Origin of the sequence: Thalassovita autumnalis, assembly GCF_001458255.1 — a bacterium.
In the GTDB taxonomy this organism is placed as follows: domain Bacteria; phylum Pseudomonadota; class Alphaproteobacteria; order Rhodobacterales; family Rhodobacteraceae; genus Thalassobius; species Thalassobius autumnalis.
In genome coordinates, this window is record NZ_CYSB01000027.1 from 51,709 (window position 1) to 65,366 (window position 13,658).

The 13,658-nt window shown below is 61.1% G+C and carries 12 protein-coding genes; 4 read left to right on the forward strand and 8 right to left on the reverse strand.

Annotated elements, in window-relative coordinates:
* Positions 1 to 30: 30 nt before the first annotated feature.
* Positions 31 to 3,471 carry an indolepyruvate ferredoxin oxidoreductase family protein gene (locus TL5118_RS09475; RefSeq protein ID WP_082626210.1) on the reverse strand — a complete coding sequence of 1,147 codons (3,441 nt, stop codon included), beginning with the start codon at positions 3,469 to 3,471 and terminating at the stop codon, positions 31 to 33.
* Between the two features lie 112 nt (positions 3,472 to 3,583).
* Here TL5118_RS09475 and TL5118_RS09480 point away from each other — a divergent pair, with 112 nt between their 5' ends.
* Entirely contained in the window at positions 3,584 to 4,498 is a 915-nt protein-coding gene (locus TL5118_RS09480; RefSeq protein WP_058242831.1) for a LysR family transcriptional regulator, read from the forward strand.
* Here TL5118_RS09480 and TL5118_RS09485 read toward each other — a convergent pair.
* The 7 genes from TL5118_RS09485 to TL5118_RS09515 all read right to left on the reverse strand — a co-directional run bounded on the left by TL5118_RS09485 (position 4,495) and on the right by TL5118_RS09515 (position 10,418).
* Positions 4,495 to 4,941, reverse strand: coding sequence for a hypothetical protein (locus TL5118_RS09485; RefSeq protein ID WP_058242832.1), 447 nt, complete (start codon positions 4,939 to 4,941; stop codon positions 4,495 to 4,497). The genes TL5118_RS09480 and TL5118_RS09485 overlap by 4 nt on opposite strands.
* 5 nt (positions 4,942 to 4,946) lie before the next feature.
* The gene (locus TL5118_RS09490) at positions 4,947 to 6,683 is read right to left on the reverse strand and encodes a tyrosinase family protein (protein ID WP_058242833.1); all 1,737 of its coding nucleotides are present in this window, start codon (positions 6,681 to 6,683) and stop codon (positions 4,947 to 4,949) included.
* A 219-nt stretch (positions 6,684 to 6,902) separates the two neighbouring features.
* Entirely contained in the window at positions 6,903 to 7,421 is a 519-nt protein-coding gene (locus tag TL5118_RS09495; protein WP_058242834.1) for a DUF3299 domain-containing protein, read from the reverse strand.
* The gene (locus tag TL5118_RS09500; RefSeq protein ID WP_058242835.1) at positions 7,418 to 8,668 is read right to left on the reverse strand and encodes an ABC transporter permease; all 1,251 of its coding nucleotides are present in this window, start codon (positions 8,666 to 8,668) and stop codon (positions 7,418 to 7,420) included. The genes TL5118_RS09495 and TL5118_RS09500 overlap by 4 nt, the downstream gene beginning before the upstream one ends.
* Positions 8,665 to 9,366, reverse strand: a complete 702-nt coding sequence (locus tag TL5118_RS09505) for an ABC transporter ATP-binding protein (RefSeq protein WP_058242836.1) — start codon at positions 9,364 to 9,366, stop codon at positions 8,665 to 8,667. Before TL5118_RS09505 ends, TL5118_RS09500 begins: the two co-directional genes overlap by 4 nt.
* A complete protein-coding gene (gene zrgA, locus TL5118_RS09510) occupies positions 9,366 to 10,007 on the reverse strand; it encodes a zinc uptake protein ZrgA (protein ID WP_058242837.1) in 642 nt (213 codons plus the stop codon). Before zrgA ends, TL5118_RS09505 begins: the two co-directional genes overlap by 1 nt.
* A gap of 24 nt (positions 10,008 to 10,031) precedes the next feature.
* Complete coding sequence (locus TL5118_RS09515; RefSeq protein ID WP_058242838.1) at positions 10,032 to 10,418, reverse strand: Fur family transcriptional regulator; 387 nt, start codon at positions 10,416 to 10,418, stop codon at positions 10,032 to 10,034.
* A 205-nt stretch (positions 10,419 to 10,623) separates the two neighbouring features.
* Between TL5118_RS09515 and TL5118_RS09520 the strand changes: the two genes are divergently transcribed.
* The 3 genes from TL5118_RS09520 to TL5118_RS09530 all read left to right on the forward strand — a co-directional run bounded on the left by TL5118_RS09520 (position 10,624) and on the right by TL5118_RS09530 (position 13,625).
* Positions 10,624 to 11,064, forward strand: coding sequence for a hypothetical protein (locus TL5118_RS09520; protein ID WP_242601762.1), 441 nt, complete (start codon positions 10,624 to 10,626; stop codon positions 11,062 to 11,064).
* A gap of 318 nt (positions 11,065 to 11,382) precedes the next feature.
* The gene (locus tag TL5118_RS09525) at positions 11,383 to 12,765 is read left to right on the forward strand and encodes a TolC family protein (RefSeq protein WP_082626213.1); all 1,383 of its coding nucleotides are present in this window, start codon (positions 11,383 to 11,385) and stop codon (positions 12,763 to 12,765) included.
* Between the two features lie 59 nt (positions 12,766 to 12,824).
* Positions 12,825 to 13,625 carry a SapC family protein gene (locus tag TL5118_RS09530; protein WP_058242839.1) on the forward strand — a complete coding sequence of 267 codons (801 nt, stop codon included), beginning with the start codon at positions 12,825 to 12,827 and terminating at the stop codon, positions 13,623 to 13,625.
* The last annotated feature ends 33 nt before the right edge of the window (positions 13,626 to 13,658 follow it).

Consider the following 13,658-nt stretch of genomic DNA (forward strand, 5'->3'; position numbering starts at 1 on the left):
CGATCCTGGAAGCCACGAAGGGCGGCGGCCTTACTCTGCCGCGACGGTGCTGGGCTGTGTCAGGGCGGCGCGCAGTTCCGTGCGGCGGGTCTGCACCTTTTCCAGATGGCGTTCGCGCACATGGCCATAGCCGCGGATCTGTTCTGGCAGGTTCAGCAATTCTGCTAGCACTTGCGGGTCGGCACCCGCTGCGGCCTGCGTCAATGCAAAGCTGACATCCGCCTCATAGATCGCCAGTGCCTCACGGTGCAGCTGCGCCTCTTGCCCGTAGCGGAAGGGATCCAACCAGCTGCCGCGCAGCCCCCGCATCCGGCTCATCAGACGCAGCGCTGGCAGCAGCCAGGGCCCCAGTGCCGCCTTGCCCAGTTTGCCGGTGGTTTTGTCCCGTTTGGCAAAGGGCCAGGCCCCAATGTGGAACTGCAGCTTCAGATCACCCTCAAAGGCGGCCTCCAGCTCGGTCAGGAATTCAGGCCGGGCGTACAGGCGGGCCACCTCCCACTCATCCTTCACGGCCAGCAGCTTATAGGCCCCTTTGGCCAGCGCCAGCTGTGCCTCGGGTGACAGGGCGTCAAACCCCGGCTGGTCGATCATGGCCCGGTAGCGCGCCACATAGCTGGCACCGCCGTAGGCCTGCAGCCGCTCCAGACGATCTGCGATCACCTCTGCCGCCGTTTGGGGCCGGTGGGCGTCCAGCAAGACAGGCGGGCTGGGCTGCATCAGGCGGGAGACGGTTTCCGGCTCCGCATAGGCCAGGCGACCCAATTCAAAGGCTTGCTTGTTCTTTTCAATCGCCACCCCGTTCAGGGTGATCGCATGCATCAACGCCTCATAAGACAACGGCAGGCCACCCTGCTGCCATGAGGCGCCCACCAGCAGCATATTGGCAAAGACCCGGTCGCCCATCAGCTTCTCCGCCAGACCTTGCGCATCCATGCCCATGGCACGATCCCCAAGGGTGCGGGTCAACCTCTCCAACTGCTCGGCGCCGTTGAGCAACCAGTCAGGATTGCTGGCAAATTCGCCGGTTGGCACCACGGTGGTGTCGGTCACGCAGACGGCCTCGGCGTCTTTGACTTTCGCCAGCGCCTCATCCCCGGCGGCAACAACAAGGTCACAGCCGATCAGCGCATCGGCTTCATCGTCCGCAATCCGCGTGGCGCGCATCTTTTCCGGCGCGGCGGCGATCTTGATGTGGGAATGCACCGCACCGTATTTCTGCGCCAGCCCGGTGATGTCGAGGTTTGAGGCAAAGTAACCATCGGCATGGGCCGCCACGGCAAGGGTCTGGCCCACGGTCACAACCCCCGCGCCGCCAATGCCGGACACCAGAATGGACCAGCTGCTGTCAACGGCGGCGATCTGCGGTTTTGGCAGGTGATCGGTGTCAAACTGGGCGGCCGCGGCTTTGACCCGCCGCGGCTTCGCGCCCGAAACGGTGACAAAGGAGGGGCAGAACCCCTCAACACAGGAAAAGTCCTTGTTGCAGGAGGTCTGGTTGATCACCCGCTTGCGGCCCAGATCGGTTTCCAGCGGTTCAATCGCCATACATTGTGACACGGTGGAGCAATCACCGCAGCCCTCACAGACCGCCGCGTTGATGAAGACACGTTTGTCCGGATCCTGCCATTTGCCGCGTTTGCGCAGCCGCCGCCGTTCGGTGGCGCAGGGCTGGTCATAGATCAGCACCGTCACCTCATCGATCTGGCGCAGTTCACGCTCCACCTCGGCCAGGGCGGTACGGTGGTGGACGGTCACACCGGCGGGGCGGTTCATATCACTGTATTTTGCAGGCTCATCACTGACCAGCGCAATGCGGTTCACCCCTTCGGCGCGCAGTTGCTGGACCATCATCTGGGGCGACACTTCGCTGTCATGCGGCTGTCCCCCGGTCATGGAGACAAAGCCGTTGTGCAGCAGTTTATAGGTCATCGGAGCTCCGGCCGCGATGGCGGCGCGGATCGCCATATAGCCCGAGTGGTTGTAGGTGCCGTCACCCATATTGGCGAAGACGTGGCCCTCATCCGTAAAGGGGAACTGGCCCAGCCACATGCCGCCTTCGCCGCCCATATGGCTGATCGAGTTGGTGGTGGCTGGATCGCGGAAGGCCGCCATTGTGTGACAACCGATGCCGGCAAGGGCGCGACTGCCCTCAACCACCTGGGTTGAACGGCCATGCGGGCAGCCTGCACAGAACGACGGTGGTCGCGCCACGCCGCCACCCAGACGCGGCGCTGCGCCGGGCTGGTTGGGCACCGCCAACCCGTAGTTGGGGTTGGTTTCATTGACCACCCGCGCAATCACCCGGGCCACCAGATTTGGGCTGATCTCACCATAGTTTGGGAAAGCAACCTCCCCGGTTTCGCCGGAAAACGTCTTGCCGACGATCCGTGGGGTCAGGTCCGATCCGTACAGCGTGGCGCGCAGCTGATCCTCCAGCAATCCGCGTTTTTCTTCGACCACAACAATGGTGTCCAGCCCTTGCGCAAAGGTCTTGATCGCCTCTGGGTCCAGCGGCCAGACCATCCCGGCCTTCATCAGGCGCACAGGCGCGTCGCCAATATGGTCGCCGTCAAAGCCCAGCCCGTCCAGCGCCTGACGCAGATCCTGCCAGGTTTTGCCCGCTGCCAGAATGCCGACCTTGGCCTTTGTGTCCCCGCTGATCTGGTTCAGCCCATTGGCCCGGGCGTAGCTGAGGCAGCGTTTGATCTTGACGTCCCAGAGCAGTTTTTCCTGCTCCAGAATGGCGCGGAACGGCTGGATGGCGACATCTTCGGGCGCCTCAGGCACGGTGATTTCGGGGCTGTTCAGCCCGACCTCAACCGATCCGCCGCCCTCAACCACGTCGGTGACCAGTTTCATCCCCACGATGGTGCCAGTGAAGCGGCTCATGGCGATGCCATGCAGGCCGAAATCCAGCACATCCTGCGCGGTGGCCGGGGCCAGGAGCGGAATGCCGGTGGAGGCAAAGTTCAGGTCTGAATAACAGGCAAGCGTTGACGATTTTGCCCCGTGGTCATCGCCCACCAGCAAGAGTGAGCCGCCTTTGGGGTTGGTGCCCGCAAGGTTCGCGTGGCGCAACGGGTCCATCGAGCGGTCCATGCCCGGTGCCTTGCCGTACCAGATGGAAAACACGCCCTCGACCCGGGCGCCGGGGAAATGCCCCACCAGCTGGCTGCCCCATGCGGCGGTGGCGGCCATATCTTCGTTCAGCCCGGCCTGAAACACGATGTTGTGCGCCTTCAGCACCTCTTCGGCCTGCCACAGCTCAACGTCATAGCGCCCAACCGGTGAGCCCCGATAGCCTGAGATATAGCCGCCCGTGTTCAGCCCCGCCGCAGCGTCCCGCCGGGCCTGCTGGATCGGCAGCCGCACCAAGGCCTGCATCCCCGTCATGTAAACCCAGCCTTCGGGCTGTTCCAACCGGTCGGCGAGGGTCATCTCCAGTCGTTTTTCGGGGAAGGCGTAAGTCATTGGCGAAGGCTCCTGAATTTCGCGCAGTTTAGGGGGGTAGCAACATTTGCACAAATTTGGATTTTCTATATTTTCCATTCGCTACATGAATGTCTGTGCGGAGCCGTGCCCGATGCTGAACCTCACCCAATTGCGCTACTTTGAACTGGTCGCCCAGACCGGCAGCTTTGCGCAGGCCTGCGCCATGGCCAATATCACCCAACCCGCGCTGTCCAATGCGATCAAATCGCTGGAGGAGCGGCTAGGCTTTCAGCTGTTTGACCGCAAGGAACGCCCGATCCAGCTGACCGCCCATGGTCAGAGCCTACTGGCCGAGGTGGAGCGGCTGCTGTTTCAGGCGCGCAATCTAGATATCACGGTGCAGGCGCTTCGGGATGGGGCGGCGGGCCATGTGCGTCTGGGGATGACGGCGGCCTTTGCTTCGGCCTTTGGCGGGCGTTCAACGGCGAAATGGCTGAAGGAAAACCCACGCATGACGCTGGATGTGCTGGTGCGGCCAACACCTGTCTTGGTGGATAAGCTGCTGGCGGAGGAGTTGGATGTAATTGTCGGCATCACCTCGGCCCTGATGCCTGAGGCGGCGCAGCTGGAAATGTTGCCGCTTGGGGCGCAGCCCGGCCGCGCCTTCGTGCGTCAGGGGCATCCTATTTTGGCAAAGCCGGAGCTGCACCCGCAGGACCTGCAGGACTTCGGTCTGGCCGGATCCCATTACGCGCCTTCGGTTCTGGCGCAGTTTGCCGATTGGTTTGGCTACGCCAAGGTCGAGGATCTGCCGCTGGTGGTCGACAGCGAAAACACCAGCCTGATCTGCGATCTGACGGTGAACAGCGATCTGGTGATGCTCAGCATCCGCGACTGCACCCGCCATTACGTGGCTCAAGGCGCGCTGGTTGAGGTGGATCTGGACCTGCAGACCTTGGCCAATTGGTCAGTCGCCACCCGGCGCGGACGGCGGCAATTGCCGGGGGCTGAGGCTTTGGTCAGCGTGGTGCAGCAGATCGCAGGCCGCGGCGAGGCCGCTCCTTAACGGGCGGGCAACGGTTCCAGCAGGGTGATCTCCCCGGGGGTGGCGGGTCGCAGACCGGTGGTAGGCGTCCAGATAAAGGCGCGCACTCGTATACTACCTCGGATAGGCTGCGTCGGTGGTTCGGCAATGATCTGATGTCTGCCGGGGGGGATTGCCCCGCGCTGTCCAAAGAACTGCACCCCGGAAAAGGCGCTGCCATCTTCATAGAGCAGGGTGATCTGAGCCTTGGCTGGCAAGGGCCCGTGGTCCAACCGCCAGCGCTCTGGCACATCTGACGTGGTCAGTGGGATTTCAAACAGGGCTGCGTCTTCGGTCATCTGATCAGCCATAAGCGGGGCGGGGGCGAGGGCAACAGTGCCCGCCAGTGATAGGGTAGCCCCCAAAGCAGGGGCAAGCGCAGCCGCCAAGGCGGCCACGCTTAGGGAGGGTGGGGACAGTCTCATGCCCTTTAGATGGAGGCGACACTGACCCCCAGCAACTGACCATCACGCATTTGTGTGGCCTCGGCCGCCGCTTCCAGCCCGCCGACCTCATTGGATTGTGTGACCATGGCGAAGGACAGTTCTGTATCCTTCTCCAGCAAGCCTTGCCCGTTCAGCGCCTGCACCGCATCGGTGATGTTATAGGTGATATGCAGCGGGTCTGCGTGATGGCTGTGTTTGGCGCCGCGCATGCCAAAGAATTCAAACGTGCCGCCCAGAACCGTATCGGCGTTGCCCGGCACAGCTTCGCTGTTGCCCGGCGCCACGTAGAGCTCATAGACCAGACTGCCGGCGGAGGCGGGGGGGATAAAGGTGACGGTCGCCAGATAGTCACGTGCGGCCTCTGCATTGGGCAACCCTTCGTTGGTCAGGCTATTGGCTGTTAGGGCCAGTTCCTCCGTCAGGGTTGGGTTCAGCGCCCCTTTGGCAAGGCTCACCGAACCGGCGGCGATTGGCGCGGCTTCTTCAACGGCGGTGAAGTTTGCGGCCACAACCCGGCTGAGCGGCGCACCGATCAGTTCAGATCCGGTGCCGGGGGTATAGCTGTAGTCAAAGGGCGTAATCTCCATCGCGTCCCGGGCCGTAGTGTGCCCGGTGACGGGTTGGCCTGCAACATCGATGTAGAACAGGAACTCCTCACTGTAGAACGCCTGCTGATCACCGGTCAGCGGTTGGGTGGAGAGCCCAAGATTGCGTTGCCGCTGTTCCCAGACATCCCATAGCCGATCCACGTTGCAGTGATGCAGGAAGAAGATCGGATCGACCGGGGACATCAGGCTTTGCATCGCGTTGCCCAGGAAGTTGTGGGTGGTGTTATGTGGGAAGCCTTCGATCTCAGCCGAGCCGGTGAACATATGGTGGTTGGCTGAGATGGGGCTGTTGAAATAGACGCTTTGCGATGCGCCACTGGCGGGCATGGCGAAATCCGGCGCTTTGATGCCGGTGCGGATCTTTGAGGGTTCCACATTGGTCTTGGCGGGGACTGGGCGGCCCCATGGCGTCTGTTGTGCGGTCAGGTCCACCAGATCCGGGTTTTGATAATCGATCTTGTAATCCGCGGTATTCCAGCGATTGAGCGCCCGGTTGGTGGCGATATTTGCCAGAATGCCATCTTCCAGCGCGCCGTTGTTGTAACTGGCCCAATAGCTGTCGGCATCAGGATAGCCCCGTAGGGTCAGCTGCGCCTTCTGTGCGGGGGTATAGCTGGCATAAAGCGCCTTTACGATCTGTTCAAAATCGGCGGCGAAATCGGCCTGGGTTTCATAGTAATGCCCGGAAGTGGGATCCAGCGGGTTGTCAGGGTCTGAGGGGGTGACAAAGAACTGCGGTGGGATCTTCGGCTCAGCAGACCAATCCCAATAGGGCAGGGCAAAATTGCTGTCGCCCGAGTATTCGCGGATGATCTGTTCGAAATAGCCGATAAAGGGGCGGTGCCAAGCAAAGAACCACCAATTGCCATGCGGGCAGTCCGACATATGGATCATCGCATAACGATACCAGTTGTGCGGATGATCCGGCGGCAGGTTCAACATCGCCTCAACCGCGCGGCGATAGCTTTCCAGATCTGGGATTGCATCGGGGCTAAAGGCGTTTTTGCGGACAAACCTCGCTTGGGTATTGGCCAGCATCGGGCTTGGCAGACTGGCCGCAACACCCAAGGCTGCGGCGGTGCTTAACAGATGGCGTCTGGAGATATCGGGCATGGTGAAGGTCCTCAAAGTAAAAATTTGAAAATGACTTTCCTGCTGCGGGTGAAAATTTCCCGCAGTGATAGTATGCCACAGATGTGAATATTCCAGAAGGGGAGGAATTCCAGCCTAGCTGAGATCACCTCGCCGTGTAGGGTGGCCCGTCACAAGGCCAGTCACCTGCGCTGGGCATGGGAAGGGAAGAGAAAGCGGAAAGGTGGGTTTAGGTCCCCCTCACCACTCATACCGCTCCATCTCATCGGCGATCAGCGCATAGCCGGTTTCTGCCACTTCGGTGGTCATCAGCTGCGTGCTCATCCGCCCAGTGACCCAGACCGGATCCCACAGGTCCTCGCTCGGCCAGGGATCGACAGACCGCACCAGCACCAACTGGTTGGGCGGCGGCGGTGGGGTATGCAGACAGGCCCCCACATAGGGAACCAGAACAAATTCGCTGACCCCTTCGGCGTCCATCTCCAAGGGCAGGATGAAACCCGGCATGCGGATATAGGCGCCATGCAGGTCGGCGTTCAGCTTGGTGGCATTGGCGTCATAAATCGGGCGCCAGATGTCGTTGGCCTCATCCATCTCGCCTTCGCCGATGATCTCAGCATAGGGGATGCCCGGGGGGATCAGATCATCCCAGGTAATCTCACGCGCTGCGGCGGCAAGGCTAAGGTTCGGCAGGCTCATCCCAGCGAGGGAGAGCGGCAAGGCGCGGGTGATCAGGTCACGTCGGGAAATCTTGGTCATGTCTTCACCATCATACCATCGGCCAGCGACAGGCGATAGGCGCGCAGGGCTGGCAGCATGCTCACAATTGCGCCAGCAGCGATGACGCCTGCCAACACCCCTAGCTCACGCAGGCCCGGCGGTTCAATAGGCAGGTAAAGGCCAAAGGCACTGTCGACCAGCGGCTGGGCAATCCACAGACCAAGGTACAGCATTGCCAGACCTATCAGAGCCCCAAGAAGCGTGGTCATCAATGCCTCCAGCACCAGTAGGCCCAGGATAACCCGTGGGCTGGCCCCCATAGCGCGGTAGATTGCCATTTCGCGGCGCCGCTCATTCAGGCTGGCAAAGAGCGTGGCCATCAAGCCAATCAACGCGGTGATCACCACCATCACCGAAACCGCCAGCAGTGCAGTTTCTGCAAGGCCCACAATGCCCCACAGCTCCTGCAGGGCGACACCGGGCAGGATCGCCAGCAATGGCTCCTCAGGATAGGTGTTGATCTTACGCTGTAGCGCAAAGGTCTTCAGCGGGCTCGTCACCCCGACAAGGGCGGCGGTCACGGCTTTAGGTGTCAGATCCATCTGACGGATCTTATCGGCGGGTGTGGTTTTGCCGGGGATCTTCGCACCACTTTGCCAATCGACATGGATCGCCTCAATCGCCTGAAGGGAGACAATCACGGTCCGGTCCACCGGGGTGCCGGTCTTTTCCAGAATGCCCGCCACACGGAACGGCTGATCCTTATGTTCAGTGAAAGAGGCGATGCCATGGGCCACCACAATCGGATCGCCAATCTGGTAGCCCAGAGCCTGCGCAACATCAGCGCCGATCACTGTGTCAAAGAGATCGGCCATCAACTTGCCCTCTGCGACCTCCAGCCCGCGATCACGGCGATATTTGTAGTGCTCGAAAAAGCCCAGCGTCGTGCCCATCACCCGGAACTGGCGATGGCTGTCCCCAAGGGAAATCGGCACGATCCAGTCGACCTCGGGACGCGCGGAGATATCAAGATAGCTCTGCCAGGTGACGTTGTTGGTGGCATTGCCAATGCGAAACACCGAATAGAGCAGCAGCTGCACCGAGCCAGAGCGCGCGCCAACAATCAAGTCCGTGCCAGAGATCGTATCGGCAAAGCTGGCCTTCGCCCCAGTGCGCACCTTTTCGACCCCCAGAAACAGGGCAACCGACAGCGCGATGGCCAGAACCGTCATGGTCACCGTCAGCGCCCGCGCCAGCAGCGAGCCAAATGCAAGGCGCAGGATCATGCCGCTGGCCTTTCAACATGTAAAAAGTCAGCCATCTCAATCACCCGGTCAAAGCGATCCGCCATCCGCGGATCATGGCTGACCATCAAGAGCCCTGAGCGCTGGGCGCGGATCTGCTGAAACATCAGATCCAGAAACTGCCCCTGCGCGGTTTCATCAAGGGCGGAGGTTGGTTCATCCGCGATCAACAGGGGCGGGGTGCCGATCAGGGCGCGGGCCACGGCAACGCGCTGCTGCTGGCCGACGCTGAGGGTGGCCGCCTTGGCGGTGAGCAGCCCCTCCGGCAGGGCAAGTGCGGCGCAAAGACCAGCTGCTGCGCGCTGCACATCACCCGCCCGTTTGCGCCGCTCTGGTGCAAACCGCAGGGGCAGGGTGATGTTGTCAAGGACCGAGCCAAAGGGCAGCAGGTTGAACTGCTGAAAGATCATGCCGATCTGTTCGGCGCGAAACCGGTCGCGCCGGCCACCGGGCAGGCTGGCGATGTCTTCACCCGCAACGCGGACCGTGCCCTGACTGGCCAGCACCGTGCCACCGATCAGTGACAGCAGCGTGGATTTCCCCGATCCGCTGGCGCCGAGCAGCAGCACCGCTTCGCCACGGGCCAGCTCAAACTGCGGCACGCTGAGGCCAAAGCCTGTGCGGCCCGGCCAGCGAAACTGCACATCCTGCAGCGAAATGATCGGGGCCACGCTCACAATTAGAACATGCCGCGCAGATCAAGGATGGGCTGGTCGCGCAGTACCGCAAAGGCTTTGGCACCATTGGCCGAGACCAACTGCACCTCCAACTCGCGGGCGTTTTCGAACTGGTCGAAATAGGCGAATGTGATCTGGTCCAGCGCCTCAGGTGTGGCGCAGGTCAGCACGTAATGGGCATGGAACTCGGTATGGCTGTCGCCTTCTGCGTGGTCTTCATGGGCATGTTCTGAGTCTGCGTGATCGTCATCATGCTCACCGTGTGCATGTTCCTCATGCTCATGCTCATGCTCTTCATGCCCGTGGTCTTCGTCATGATCGTCATGCGCCTCTTCCGCTTCCAGTGCGGCGCGGGCTTCGGTGACGGAGCATTCGGCGGCGGCAGGCAGTTCGAACAGTTCCAGCGGGCGGGCCAGCGTCGCAACTGCGTGATCCACCGCTGCGCGGTCCTCAGCGCTGCTGGCGGCGTGTTCAAAGCCAACGATATCTGCGCCGGGGGCTTGGAATTCCATCTCCAGGGTGGTGCCGGCAATGGCGATGTTCAGCGCGCCAACCCCATGTTCATGGGCGTCCAGCTGCCGGGTGGTTTCGGCCAGGGCCGTGGTGGCTGCCAGCGTGGCAAGAAAGGAAAGAGAAATACGCATGGAAATGTCCTTAATCCAAAACGCTCAATGAGCGCAGTCAGTGCAATTGCCGTGAACTTCGACGATGGTGCGGTCGGTTTGAAATCCGCTGGGGCGCATCAGATCGGTGAGGCCGGGCATCAGGGCGCTGCCGTCATGTTCTTCAACCACGCCGCAGGTGCCGCAGACCGCCAGAACCGGCAGGCTGGCGCCGTGATCGCAGCGGCAGGGCACAAAGGCTTTCAGCGATTCCAGCTTATGGGCGCGGCCCTGCGTGGTCAGCGCGCTGAGTGCGCGATACACTGTAGGTGGGGCCAGATCGGGTTCCTCACTCTGCAGGGTTTCAAGGATCTGGTAGGCCGTCATCGGAGCATCAGACCCGCGCAAGACGGTCAGAATGTCCGATTGGCGTGTTGCCGCTTGTTTGCGCATCTGGTCCCCCCGCTTGTCCCCTCACGCACACGGCCTAGCATCTGTAGGACCGCGTCTTGATCACAGGATTATTTTATAAAGTAACAAAACTCAATGGGGTGGTTTGGGTTGCGGCGGATCGAGACGTGCGACGCCCGTTTTTCAAGCAGCGCGCGCCAAAACGCCAGATGGGGGCATTCAGGTTTGCCAAAACCAAAGGGATCTTATGACCAACACAGATCAACAGGCCTCGCCGGCGGCTGAGGCGACACAAAAATCAGGCTTCTTTCAACGCTTGGACAACGCCGCCTTTGGCATCATCTACGGGGCAATTATGGTGCTGAGCATCCTGATGGCAGCCGGTGATACCTCAGAAAGACCGCTGGAAACGGCCGCGGTGCTGTTTGGATCTGTGCTGGCGATCACATTGGCCAAAGCCTTTGCCGAAGTGATGTCACATGCCTTGGCGGTGCGCGAAGCGATCACCCGACAGAAATGGCGTGCAGCGTGGCGGCACAGCTATCCGACGCTGGCGGTGGCCAACCTGCCCAGCTTGTTTTTCGTCGCCGCCGCCTTTGGCTGGATCAGCGTCGATCTGGCCGTTTACCTGGCGCAAAGCCTGTGTGTCGCCCTTTTGGTGTTGCTTGGGGGGGCGTTGGCCGGGTGATTGAGGGTACCGTGATCTCAACCCTGATGGGGGGTGTGGTAGCCGGCGGGCTGGGCGTGGCGCTGGCGGTGATGAAACTGGTGATCCACTGAGCGCCAATTTGGGCGGGGTTTTCATATCCACTGAGAGAGCGGAATGAACGTCCCTCGCGCTTTCATTTTGTTGATTTATATGGCCAAAGTCGGTAACGCTTGACTTGGGGGTAGTTGTGCAGACATGCTCTGCATCTTTTAATTGCTAAATGTTAAGCGTTTTTTCTGGTCACCGAAGTCCGACGTCGCCCCCTATAAAAATGAGGCAGGCAAGGAAATTGGACGGATGAAATTGTTAGGACAGGCCATTTTGCATCACGGCCACGCACAACGACGCAAACACCGGACGCTGGGGCGGGGCCTTGCAGCGTTTTTGTTGTTTTTTGCAGCAGGTGCGCAGGCACAGACACTCTCACTCTCGGAGGCGTATCAGCGGATGCTGGGGCGCGATGCCCAATATGAGATCCTGGATATCGAACAGTCGATCGCCGAAGAGCTGGTGTTGCAGGCCCGTGGGGAACGGCTGCCGCGGGTTGGCCTGAACATCGAATATATCGAAACGCAGCAGGAAATCGTCAATCAGGACAACACCACCTTTCAGGAAGGCACGTCGAACTATCCGACAACCACGGTGACCTTCTCAGTCCGTCAGCCGGTCTATGACCGGGTGCGCTGGAAGAAGATGCCGCTGGCACAGGCCGAACAGGCGCTGGTGTCGGCGCAGGCTGTGGTGGCGCGCAATGAGCTGACCACCCTGTTGATTGACAGCTACCTGGATGTGGCCCGGGCCCAGATCAGCTATGACCAGTCGCGCGTCATGGTGCGCGCGCGCTCGCAACTGGCGTCAGATCTGCGGCTGCGGGTGGATGCCGGCACGATTGAGGCCGACACTTTCCTGCGCGCGCAAAGCGATGTGTTTGAGGCCCGCGCCCAGCAGACGGAGCGGGAATTTGACCGCACCACGGCGCTGTTTGAACTGCAGCGTTTTGTGGGGCCGGATGTCAGCGGTGTGGCTTACGCCGGGGCCTCGGTCGGGATCCCGAATTACAACGCGCTGGTCAACAGCTTCAGTCTGGAACGCCTGCGTGAGGTCTCGCCAGCCATTCAGGTGGCCAAGGCTGAGATTGATATCGCCACCCGTCAGGAAGAGATTGCCAAAGCCGCCTTCCTGCCCACCGCACAACTGACGCTGGAATACACCTATGAAGAAACCGAAGGTTCGCTTTTCGGCGGTGGCTCCACAGTGCAGTCGACGGAACTGGGCCTGCAGGCGGACTGGCTGATCTATGAGGGCGGGGTGCGCCGCAGCAAGCTGCGCGAAGCACGCTCGCGGGTGGAGATTGCCAACCTGCGGCTGGGCCAGATCACCGAATTGTCCGAACGTCGCTATGAGGCGCTGACCGAAGGGTTGAAGCGCGCACTGGCCTCGGTCCAGTCGATCGGGCAGGAACGTGCCGCAGCGGAACGCCGTCTGGCCGCCGCGCAGGAACAGCAAGAGGCCGGCCGCATCGGACCAGAGGCCGGGCTGGAGGCACGGTTGCGGCGCGATACGCTGGTGCTGCAGGGGCAGATCGCCCGGCTGCGGGTGGTGCAAATTCAGGCTCAGATTCTAGCGCTCTTTGGCGCCTTGGACGTGCCGACTCTGTCACAGGACTTCAGCGGCGCCTGATTGGGCGCTGCACGTACATAAAACAAGACGATCAAACACGATCACCAACGGGAAATAACATGACCAAACAACTGCTGATCTACGACAATGTGGTGCCGGTGAACCGTCAGGTTCATCAGAAAACCTCGGTAAGCCGCACCAGCTCTTTCGGCTTTGCCCGCGATGTGAATGCGGTTCCGATCGTGGATGTGGAATTCCCACGCGCCTGTGTGGAAACGCCGATCGTCTTCAGCCGCACCGAAACCGGTGTTGTGCCGCTGGCCCTGCTGAGCACGCAGAAAGACAGCAACGCCTTTGTTGATGCAAATGACAGCTGGACCGGGCGTTATGTGCCGGCCTTCTTCCGCCGCTATCCTTTTGTTTTTGCCGCTCAGGAAGGCTCGGATCAGATGACGCTGTGTCTGGATGAGGGCTACGCGGGGCTGAACACCGACGACAAAGGCGAGCGTCTGTTTGACTCCGAAGGGACCGAAACCACTTATCTGCGCTCGGTTCTGCAGTTCGTGGAGGAGTATCAGGCGACCTTCAACCGCACCCAAGGTTTCTGCGACCGTCTGGAAGAGGCGGGGCTTTTGGAAGAGGCGCGCATCGACTTTACGCTCGCGGATGGCACCAAGGGCGGCATCACTGGCTTCCTGCGGGTCAGCAATGAAAAGCTGCGGGCACTGCCGGATGAAGAGATCACCAAATTGTTCCGCTCGGGCGATCTGGATCTGATCCAGATCCACATGCTGTCGATGCAGCAGATTGAGGCGCTGGTGACCAAGACGGCCAGCGCAGCAGCTGAGGCCCCGGCCGAGGACACAACAGAAGAAACGTTAGAAGACAAGGCAGACGCGGCCGAGGCCAGCGTCCACTAAGCAGTTCATCACGCCGGCTGGGGAGGCTTGATC

Excerpts from the sequence above, each read along its gene's own strand:
- TL5118_RS09475 (WP_082626210.1), bottom strand. The coding sequence starts at position 3,471 with ATGACTTACGCCTTCCCCGAAAAACGACTGGAGATGACCCTCGCCGAC.
- TL5118_RS09480 (WP_058242831.1), top strand. The coding sequence starts at position 3,584 with ATGCTGAACCTCACCCAATTGCGCTACTTTGAACTGGTCGCCCAGACC.
- TL5118_RS09485 (WP_058242832.1), bottom strand. The coding sequence starts at position 4,941 with ATGAGACTGTCCCCACCCTCCCTAAGCGTGGCCGCCTTGGCGGCTGCG.
- TL5118_RS09490 (WP_058242833.1), bottom strand. The coding sequence starts at position 6,683 with ATGCCCGATATCTCCAGACGCCATCTGTTAAGCACCGCCGCAGCCTTG.
- TL5118_RS09495 (WP_058242834.1), bottom strand. The coding sequence starts at position 7,421 with ATGACCAAGATTTCCCGACGTGACCTGATCACCCGCGCCTTGCCGCTC.
- TL5118_RS09500 (WP_058242835.1), bottom strand. The coding sequence starts at position 8,668 with ATGATCCTGCGCCTTGCATTTGGCTCGCTGCTGGCGCGGGCGCTGACG.
- zrgA (WP_058242837.1), bottom strand. The coding sequence starts at position 10,007 with ATGCGTATTTCTCTTTCCTTTCTTGCCACGCTGGCAGCCACCACGGCC.
- TL5118_RS09515 (WP_058242838.1), bottom strand. The coding sequence starts at position 10,418 with ATGCGCAAACAAGCGGCAACACGCCAATCGGACATTCTGACCGTCTTG.
- TL5118_RS09520 (WP_242601762.1), top strand. The coding sequence starts at position 10,624 with ATGACCAACACAGATCAACAGGCCTCGCCGGCGGCTGAGGCGACACAA.
- TL5118_RS09525 (WP_082626213.1), top strand. The coding sequence starts at position 11,383 with ATGAAATTGTTAGGACAGGCCATTTTGCATCACGGCCACGCACAACGA.
- TL5118_RS09530 (WP_058242839.1), top strand. The coding sequence starts at position 12,825 with ATGACCAAACAACTGCTGATCTACGACAATGTGGTGCCGGTGAACCGT.